Origin of the sequence: Kitasatospora sp. NPDC002227 (genome assembly GCF_040296285.1) — a bacterium.
Lineage (GTDB): Bacteria > Actinomycetota > Actinomycetes > Streptomycetales > Streptomycetaceae > Kitasatospora.
On the sequence record NZ_JBEOWY010000102.1, the window covers coordinates 1 to 9,540 of the forward strand.

A 9,540-nucleotide genomic window follows, 5' to 3' on the forward strand; every position below is an offset into this window, starting at 1 on the left:
CCCTTTTTAATGATCCGCCCACCACCGATATCTACACCGCAATAATCACACTCTTCCCCTCCCCCCCGCTCTTCCGATCTCGGGCCTCCGGCCCTCCGTTCGCGCCTGACCTTCGGTCAGGCGGCGGACCCGCTCCGCGTGTCCGCACCCGGGCTTCGCCCGGGTGGGCCCGGCGCTTCGCGCTCGGGCTGGCACCACTCCGCTTCGCTCCATGGTGCCTGGTGGCTGAGCTGGGATCACCTAGCTGAGCAGGGAGGTCGGCTGATGAGGTATGAGCTGACTGGGGAGGAGTGGGCTCCGAGGGGGGCGTGCGGGTCGGCTTCACTCCCGTTGGATTGGTCTAGACCGTTATCCAGGCCACGGTTTCAGCCCCATCGTGGGGTAGGGTGCGCTACCCTGGCAGGGTGAGCAACGGTCCCCAATGTATCAGTATTGGAGCTTCGGACGATCCCGCCCGAAGCGGGGTCCGAACCCGCGCTTTTCGGGTATTCGCCGGATTCCTTGGGCGGGAACTGATATCCTGTCGGATGGCCGCTTCAATCGGTCTTGTATTCCGGTCGGCTGAATTCCTTCGCCGGTCCGTCGAATGTATCAGTAGGGCACTGTCAGCATTTCCCGCGTGGTCCCTGTGTGGGCTCGGGAATGGGTGAGGGGAGACACGTCTTCGTGGACGTCGTAAAGCCCGGCCTGATGGCCGCTCAGTCCGCCGCCGGCATCTCGCTGCGCGGGCACCAGGAGGAGGCCCTGGAGGCCATCGTGCGGGGCCTGACGCCCCGTCCGGGGCACCCGGCCCCGGGCGGGCTGCGGGTGACGGTGCAGATGGCCACCGGGTCCGGGAAGTCGTACGTCGGGGCGGCGGCCGGCCAGAAGCTGGTGCCCCGCGGCGTGGTCCTGGTCGTCGTGCCGACGCTGGACCTGCTGGTGCAGATGATCGGTTCGTGGCGGGCCGCCGGCCGTTCCGGAGACATGCACGCCATCTGCTCGCTGGTCGACTCGGAGCTGCCGTACGGGGTGATGGCGACCACCAGCCCGCTGATGATCGGCATGTGGTTGTCCAACGCGGCGAAGCACCGCCGGCCGACCACCATCTTCGCCACCTATACCTCGGTCGGGGCGGTGAAGGACGCCTACGAGTACTGGGCGCAGCGTCAGGATGGGGAGGGCGAGTTGTTGCCCCCGCTCGGGCTGATGGTCTGTGACGAGGCGCACCGGTCCTCCGGCAGCGTCGAGAAGACCTGGACCGTGGTGCACGACCAGGCCGCGATCCCTGCGGACCGCCGGCTCTACATGACCGCGACGCCGAGGATCTGGGCGCCGCCGAAGCGCCCGGTCAAGGGCCGTGAGGGCGCCTACCAGCCGCTGCCGGAGGAGCTGGCGGTGTCCATGGACAACCAGCGGGTCTACGGGCCGCACGTCTACTCCCTGGGCCTGGCTGAGGCCATCGACCGCAAGCTGCTCGCGCCGTTCGAGATCGTGGTCCTGGAGCTGCGCGACCCGATCGGCGCCCGGGACAAGGCGGAGCAGCAGGGCGTGCCGTGGGGGCCGGGCGTCGGGGAGGCCCTGGATGGGAGTGAGGACGAGGTGCCGGCGGAGCGGATCGCCGCGATCCAGGCCGGGCTGGTCAAGACCGTGGTGGAGCGGGACCTCCGACGGTGCATCACGTTCCACAGCCGCACGATCGAGGTGCGGTATTTCTCGGAGACGCTGAATCAGACGGTCGAGAAGCTGCACTTCGAGAACCCGCAGAAGTACCCGCCCGAGGTTTGGGCGCAGTGGCTTTCCGGTGAGCATGAGATCGACTATCGGAAGGAGCTGATCGGGGACTTCGGAAAGGGCGAGGGGGACGACGGACTCAGGTACCGGATCTTCAGTAACTGCAAGGTCCTGGGCGAGGGCGTTGATATGCCGAATGCAGATTCGGTGCTTCTGCAAGGCCGGGGCAGCATGGTGGATATCGTCCAGGCCATCGGCCGGGCCCTGCGTATGCAGCCTGGCGAGGGGAAAACTGCCAGCCTGATCGTACCGGTTTTCCTGGGGCCCGGAGAGCAGCCCGGGGACATTTTGGAGTCCGATTCCTACGGTCCCCTGGTCAAGATCCTGACCGCGCTGCGCAGCCACGACGCGAAGGTGGTGGAGGCCCTCGCGGTGCCGCAGAAGTCGGGCAAGCGGACCAAGGGGAGCAGCGCTGAGGCTGCCGTTGGTCCTGGTGAGAGCGGTGTGGTTGCGGGTGGGTCGGGGGCGTTCACGTTGCCGGTGCGGTTTCAGACGCCGGTGGATGAGAACGTGCTCGCGCTGTTCATCGCTTCCCGGGTGCTGGTCGGTGAGACGCAGCTGTGGCGGGAGGGGATCGGGCATGCACGGCGGTGGTTCGAGGAGACCGGCGGGCTTGACGTCCCTTATTCGGCGTTGGTCGGGGAGAACGGGAATTACCCGCTCGGAAAGTGGCTGTCGGACCGGCGCGGCGAGAATGCGGCCGGTGAACTGGCGTCATACCGGGTGGAGATGCTGGACGCGCTCGGGATGATCTGGTCCGTGAGTGACGCCCGCTTCGAGACCGGGTTGGACTGGGCGCGGGTCTGGGCGAAGGGCCACGGCGGGTCGTTGGCGGCGCCGTCCCGGGCCTCGGTCGGCGGGTACGCGATCGGGTCGTGGCTCTCCGAGCTGCGAGCCTCCGCCCAGGTCCCGGCCGACCAGCCGGGCGCGCTGTCGCCGGACCGGCGCCGGGCGCTGGAGGACATCGACCCGTTCTGGTGCCCCACCTGGCCCATCACCTGGCAACGCACCTACGCCACCGCCCGGCAGTGGTGGCTCGAAGCCGACGGCCGCGTGAACTGGGCGCAGCTGCCTGTGGACACGGTGTTCGAGGGCGAGCAGCTCGGCCGGTGGGTCCAGGCGCAGCGGGCCTCCTGGCCGAGGCTGGAGGGAGACCAGCGGGACCTGCTGACGGCGATCGGCATCGAGGCCGACCCCGAGCTGATGGCCGCCAAGGCCGCCGCCGACGCGAAGCCGACGGTCTCCCGCACCGACCGGTTCCAGCATGGCCTGGCCGCGCTCGCTCAGTTCATGGAGCGGGAAGGCCACGTCCGGGTCCCCCGCCCGCACAAGGAGCCGGTGGAGACCGTCAAGGCCAGAGCCAGGGGTGAGGAGCAGGTCGTGGTGTCGCACTTCGCGCTGGGCACCTGGCTCAACAACCAGAAGGCCAGGCGGGACAAGCTCACCGCCGAACAGCTCGGGCAGCTGCAGGCCCTCGGGGTGGCCTGGTAGAACGTGCCTGGCTCGTTCGAGACTGTGTCTCACATCGTTCGACGCACACCGGCCCCGCCACAGCGGTGGGGGCGGTTCGTGCGGTCACGGGGTGAGCGCGGCGGAGACCCTGGCAAGGCGAGTCTGCGGGAGGGCGAAGGGGTTGGCGGGATTGCGGTAGGAGTAGCGGCCGTCGTTGATTCGTACCCCGTCCTGGGTGGTCCGCCAGTGGGCGGGTCCGGGTTGCCCCTGCTGTTCCAGGAGGAGGAGTGCGAGGTGGTCGGGGTCCTCGACGGCCGTGCGGGCGCGTAGCGCGGCGGCCAGGCGGGGTGCGGCGGTCGTGGGCGGGCTGTTGTCGCCCATGGCGGGCAGCAGGAGCAGCAGGCGGGCGTGGGCGTCGAGGATGCCGGCGTCCAGGGTGCCGGGGTTTGGGTCGGGGTCGGGCGGGATGTTGTCGGTGGCGGTGGCGAGCTCGGGCCAGGACAGGGCGGGTCCCATGAAGTGGCCGTCGTCCTGGGCGAGGAATTCGGTGGTGTCCCAGGTGGGGTGGTGCAGGAGGTAGTCGGTGCCGCGGTCGCCGTCGATGGTGCGGTATACGACGTGGAAGCGGTGTCCGTCGGTGAGCGGGACGGTGAACAGCGGCCAGTCTTCCTTGTCCCACAGGGCGCGGTAGAAGTCCTCGGCAGCCTCGTAGTCCGCGCCGAACAGCAGTTGTTGGGCTTGCTGGCTGCGGGCGCACGAGCTGAGGTGCGAGAGCCAGAAGAGCGGGTCCTCCAGGGGCTCGGGGTAGGGGGTGAACGGGCAGCCTTCGTAGCCGGGCAGCCAGGACGGGGCAGGGTCTGCGGTGTCGGTCACGCAGGCCATCATCACGCCCCACACCGACAAGCGCGGGGGCAGTCCCCAGGTCTGGGCGGAGCAGGTGTCTTCTCACTGGAGGGCGGCGGGTTGGAACTCTGGGGGGAGGTTGGGCAGGGGGATGAAGGCTGTCCAGTGGGGGCCGTCGGGGAGGGCTTCGGGAAAGTACGGCCGGGGAACGCGGCCGCGGCTGCGCCCGGATGGGTCTTGCGGGGGTCGTAGGCGGCAGTGTTCGGCGGCTTGGAGCAGCGCTGTCAGCGCGGATTCGGTGTCGGTGAGCAGTCGGAGGCCTGGGCGTTTGCGGTGCTGGTGGTAGCGGGCGGCGGCGTCCAGGAGCGGGCGGGCCCAGGCGGGTACGCGGTATGTCGCGCAGCGGGCGGGGGTGCGGTCGCGGGCGGGTGCGTGGAGGGTGAGGGTGGAGCGTGCGGAGTGGTAGTCGGTGGGGGTGACGGCGGCAAGCCGGTTGAAAGGGACTCCGGTGAACAGGGCCGCGGCCAGGGCGGCGGCATGGGTGGGGTGGGCCAGGCGGTGCAGGCGTGCGGCGGCTTCCTCGGTGCGCCCTGGCGGGGGTTCCATGGGGAGGCGGTCGGCGGTGGCTGGTGGCGGGGCGCAGTCGCACGGCGGCTCGGGTCTGTCGGTGAGGGTGAGGTAGGTGAGGGCGGGCAGGGTGAGCCACGGCAGCGATGTCGCTGGTGCGTTGCGTACCAGCGGGGGTCGGCCGTGGCGCTCGGGGCTGGGGAGGGCGTAGGCGGGCAGGCCGTGGGTGATGATGTGGTCGACGTGGGCCGGGGCGCGGGTGAGGGCGGGCGTGGGGGTGCGGTGGCATATGACGGTCAGGTGGGCACCGGTGTGCTGTTGGAAGGTGAGCAGGTGGTGCCAGCGGGTGGGGGTGAGGAGGTGGCCGCGCAGGAGGATCAGGTGGTGCAGGCCCGTGGTGCGGGCCCAGGCTGCGGCGGCTGCCCAGGTGAGTGCGGGCTGGGTGTTCCAGCGTCCGGGTGGTGTGTAGGGCTTGCCAAGGGCGGCGAGGACGTCGTGGGCGAGGCCGGCCGGGTGGTCGGTGCCGGGGGTGGGATGGACCGTGACCTGTCCGGCGGCGGGGTCGTGGGCGGCCAGGGCGGCATGGCTGCAGGCGGGGGTGTCGTCGGGGTCGAGCGCGAGGGTGAGGGTGGGCAGCGAGCGGGCGCTCACGCGCTGGTGCCCAGGCGCTGGTAGACCTGGCGCAGCAGGTGCTCGTCGACGTGGGTGCGGCCCTGGGCGGCGAGGCCGTCGGCGGCGTGTTTGGTGATGCGGGCCCAGGCGCGGAAGTTGCCGTGGGCGGCCTGCTTGTCGACCAGGGTGATCAGGTCCGCGTCGACGCCGTCCCACATTGGGTGGAAGGCGGGGATGGTGGCGAGGACCTCAGGGAGCGTCAGCGGCAGGGCCTGCTGCCAGATGAAGACGCGGGAGGCGAGCATCGGCTCGCGGCGCAGGACCTTGGCGCAGCCGTCGCCGCCGGCGAAGACGACGGCGATGTCGGTGGCCGGGTCGTCCCACAGGTAGCGCCAGTACTCGAAGCACTCGCGGGACAGCCACTGGGCCTCGTCGCAGACCAGGACGTGGAATGAGCGGGCGAGGGCGTCCTTGAGGACGGTGTCGAACTCGATCGGCCGCAGCGGTGGCTCGCCCGGCAGGGCGAGGGCGCGGAAGAGTTCGTGTCGGATGTCGCGTGGGGTGGGGCGGGCCCGGAACGCGACGCGGTAGGTGTTGCGGGGTGCGAGGTGGCGCAGCGTGGCGTTGACGGAGAACGACTTGCCGTTGCCGGCGGCTCCGGACAGGACCATCATCGCGCGGGCCTGCAGGGTAGCGGCGATGTTGTCCTGGGTGGTGCGCAGCGCTTCGGTCGCCACGACGCGGGCGTCGGTCAGGTTGAGGTAGTGGTCGGCGCGCTCGGGCGGCAGCATGCCGGGACGGACGGCGGGCGCGGTGGTCATGGTTCTCCTACCTGGGCACGGAGCTGTCGCGTGTGGAGGCGGTCGTGGGGGTGAGCTCGGGTACTCGCCGTATCCAGGCCGGGCATTCGGGCCCGGTCACTGTGGCGGGTCGGTGTCAGCGGGCGGCGGGTTTTGGTCGGACGGCTTGCGGCGGGGCGCGGCGGTTCGGGGCAGGACCCAGCCGTCCGGGAGCGGGGCGTGGGGAATCAGGCCGGGCAGAGCCAGTGCTCGTAGGTCCCGGCTGTCGGTCGCTTCGAGTTCGGTTGCGGCCTCGGCGGCGGTGAGGGTGCCGAGCGGCTGGGGTGAGGCTGCGGTGGTGACGGCGGCGAACCGCTGGCGGCGCAGCTTCTCGGCGGCTTTCAGGTCCGCGCGTAGTCGGCGGGCGGCGGCGGTGCGGGCCGCTTTCAGGGCGCGGACCTGTTCCAGGCTCGCCTGCTCGGCGAGATGGGCGGTACCGAGGTGGCGGCCGGTCGAAGCGTCGAACACCTCGATCTCGCCGTCGTGGTGCGGGAGGTGGCGCAGGCGGATCTTCGTCTTGGTGTGGCCGACCATCCACGGGGCGATGTAGGGGCGGCTGCGCCAGGAGATGCCGTTCGTGGTGATCGTGCGGGTGCGGCCGTCGTCCTCCAGAGCGAAGAACGCGAGGTGCTCGGCTGGGACGTCGCGCAGCGGCGTCGGGTCGGCCTTCCATGCCTCGGTGGGGGTGAGGCCGTTCAGGCCGTCTGGGTGGTGCTCGGTGTTCCACCAGCGCACCCAGTCCAGGAGCAGGGCGACGAAGGCGGCGAACGTCAGCGGTGGCGCGTCCGGATCGGCGGTCCGGCCGCCGGTGAGTTTCTGGCGGTGGGTGTAGCGCGGGAGAGAGACGAGGAACATCTCCTCGACCGAGTCGTTCAGCGCCTCGACGGTGCCCTTGAGATGCGGGGTGTAGGCGGGCAGGTCGTGGACGGGGACAGCGAAGGCACCCAGCGCTGCGGTGACCGTGGTGCACAGGAATTCCTTGCCACGGTCGACGCGCACCACGGTGGGCAGGCCGCCAGCGGGGCCGAACGGTCCGGTGCGGGTGATCGAGGTGCGCAGCGCGGCGAGCACCGCGTCACGGGAAGGGGCGTGCGGGGTCACCGCGAGGCCAGGGACGTACTTGGTCCTGCAGTCGATGAACCAGGTGATCCACGGACACGCCAACTCGCCCTCGACATCGACCTGCACCGGCACGTGCTTGTGGTCGCCCTCCCAGCACGCATTCCTCCACGAGGCCGGCCGCTTCCCGAAGACGTCGTGCGCCCTGCGGGCCGCCTCCCCGCCGCGCAGACCAGCCCGCTCCCCCACCGACAGCTCCCTGCGCACCGCACGTTGCAGGGCGCGCAGCGACGGAACGGAGACGGTGGGATCGCTGGCGGCCTGGGCGGCGAGCTCGCGGTGGACCGCGGCGGTGTTCCCGCCCCAGAAAGCCAGCAGACGCCGAACCTCCGGGGTGACGAGCGTCCGCTCGCGCGGCCGGGCTGAAAGACGTCCCTCCGTGCGGGCAGCAGCCACCCAGTACCAGACCGCCCGCTCCGTCACCCCCATCGCCGAGGCGACCAGACGCACATGAGCGGTGGTCAGCTCGCCCCGGCTGTCCAGATCCATCAGGCGGGCTACCGAGGTCTCACGTCCTGCTGTGGTGGCCGGCTGGGGCTGGCCCGGAGTGAGCAGCGGGGGCATGTCCTGCTGTTCGGGTCTCACAGCCGCCCCCGGTTCGCTGAAAGAACGCCGTCGTCTGACGAAGGCGAACTGTCCCGCGGACGCAGAGCCCATCCCGACACGCCGACCAGTTCCACACGATGGACGGAACCACCACGACGCCGTGTTTCAGCGGGAGCGGCACATCCGGAAGCCGGTGTCGTTGGCAGCTGGAGCCTTGGGTTGAGGACGACGGCATCGTTCAGCGGCACGACGCTGCTCGTGCGATTGTCTCTGGAACACCGCCGCCGGGTGCGCCTCATCAGCGCGCCAGGGTCTGCTCCCTCGCGGTCTGCACAAGGACTCGAAGCTCCCCGCGATCCGCGGGCAGTCCGGCTGCGCGCAGCCAGGCATCCTGGTTGGCGATCGACCCCCAACACGAGTCCTGTTCCGCCATGGCGGCCAGGAGAGCGCTCTGAGCCCGTGCCAGGGCGGCTCCCGCCGGGTGGGGCTCGGGGAAGGCGAAAGCAAGCAGCGGGCCTCAGTCCCGGTCGACGGTGTACTGGCTGCACAGCGGGATGAGGGCGAGTGCGGCGGGCAGGATCTGCTCGAAGCTCTCGGCGCGCTCGAGCAGCCCGTGCAGGACGGTGAAGCGGAACCAGCCGTCGACCTGTGGCAGCGGCTCGTCGAACCAGCCGTCCACCGCCACGGGGTCGGCAAGCGCGGCCAGCAGGACATCCACTGCCGACGGGTCCGCGGTGCCGAGCGCGGCGCATGTGCGGACGGCCGGGTCCTCATCGGTGAGCAGCATCGCGGTGTCCCGTCCCCAGCGGGCCAGAGTGAGCAGCGCACCCGCACGCTCACGGCGCGGCCCCCGGCCACGGGCGATGCGCTCCAAACGGTCGGCTGCAGCTGGTATCCGATCGGCGAGGTCGTCGGCCGCGAGCAGATGCGTCACGGCGCCGAGCGCCGCCTCCCGGACCGTATCGTCCTGGTCGTCGAGGTACGGCGCGACAGCGTCGAAGATCTCCGGCCGGACTGCCCGGCACGCCAGCACGGCCTCCAGAGCGTCGGCGTCGTCCGCGTCCTGCGGATCGGCCGGAGTCTCCTCCCAGGCCGCGGACTCGGCGAACTGACCGAGCCATTCCAGCAGCGCCGCCCTGAGCGGGCGCCTGCGGTCGTCCCACGGGAAGAAGCTCTCGTGAACGGCCAGCGTGCGCGGATGCGGGAGGATCCCGGCGATGTACAGGGCCGCGGGCGCGGTCGCGGAGTAGAGCGAGCCCTGGTGGAGAACCGACATCTCCAGCTGGCCCAGCGACGCGGCCTGGACCTCGGGGTCCTCTTCCAGCAGCCCGCACAGATCGTCCGCAGTGGTGTCGGCCGGGCCGTAGGCATGGGCGAGCGCCGCTCAATCGGTGCCACGGAGCACCATGGCCGGGTCCGGAGCCGCCGTAGCGGGGATCTCGTGTGAGGACATGGTCCGTATCCTGCACCCGGCCTCGGACAACCCGCGCCGCCCGTACCGCGGTCCCTGTCACAGGCGACGTCGAAACTTCACCGGCCTGCGACGCCGCTCTTCAGCACGGACACGACACCACCGTTCAGCGACACAAGGCACTGAGCAGCAGCGACCACCACCCGGCCGCTGAAAACTGGCGGCACATCACCACTGCAACCCACACGCCACCCATCAGCGGTGACGGCTGCGCCCGCCCGACGGGGGCAGGCGGGCGCAGCGGCCCCGGCTCGCCCGCCGGGGCCGGGTGTCCGGTCCGTCACGGCGGGCGACGGTTCGACGGTAGGGAGTGGCGCC

General features: G+C 70.8%; 6 protein-coding genes. 1 reads left to right on the forward strand and 5 read right to left on the reverse strand.

The annotated features are described in order from the left end of the window. The first annotated feature begins 690 nt into the window (after positions 1-690). Positions 691-3,264, forward strand: coding sequence for a helicase associated domain-containing protein (locus tag ABT095_RS38290; RefSeq protein WP_502885142.1), 2,574 nt, complete (start codon positions 691-693; stop codon positions 3,262-3,264). Positions 3,265-3,348: 84 nt separating this feature from the next. Here the strand turns inward: ABT095_RS38290 and ABT095_RS38295 are convergent, their stop codons facing one another. From ABT095_RS38295 to ABT095_RS38315, 5 genes are all read right to left on the reverse strand, one after another. Next, on the reverse strand, positions 3,349-4,098 hold the full coding sequence (locus ABT095_RS38295; RefSeq protein WP_350534257.1) for a hypothetical protein: 750 nt from the start codon (positions 4,096-4,098) through the stop codon (positions 3,349-3,351). Positions 4,099-4,170: 72 nt separating this feature from the next. Continuing rightward, a complete protein-coding gene (locus tag ABT095_RS38300; protein ID WP_350534258.1) occupies positions 4,171-5,286 on the reverse strand; it encodes a hypothetical protein in 1,116 nt (371 codons plus the stop codon). After that, positions 5,283-6,068: an ATP-binding protein gene (locus ABT095_RS38305; protein WP_350534259.1), complete on the reverse strand. Its 786-nt coding sequence runs from the start codon at positions 6,066-6,068 to the stop codon at positions 5,283-5,285. The genes ABT095_RS38300 and ABT095_RS38305 overlap by 4 nt, the downstream gene beginning before the upstream one ends. A 96-nt stretch (positions 6,069-6,164) precedes the next feature. Next, positions 6,165-7,694, reverse strand: coding sequence for a TnsB C-terminal domain-containing protein (locus ABT095_RS38310; protein WP_350534260.1), 1,530 nt, complete (start codon positions 7,692-7,694; stop codon positions 6,165-6,167). Positions 7,695-8,268: 574 nt separating this feature from the next. Then, on the reverse strand, positions 8,269-9,027 hold the full coding sequence (locus ABT095_RS38315) for a HEAT repeat domain-containing protein (RefSeq protein WP_350534261.1): 759 nt from the start codon (positions 9,025-9,027) through the stop codon (positions 8,269-8,271). Positions 9,028-9,540 lie beyond the last annotated feature (513 nt).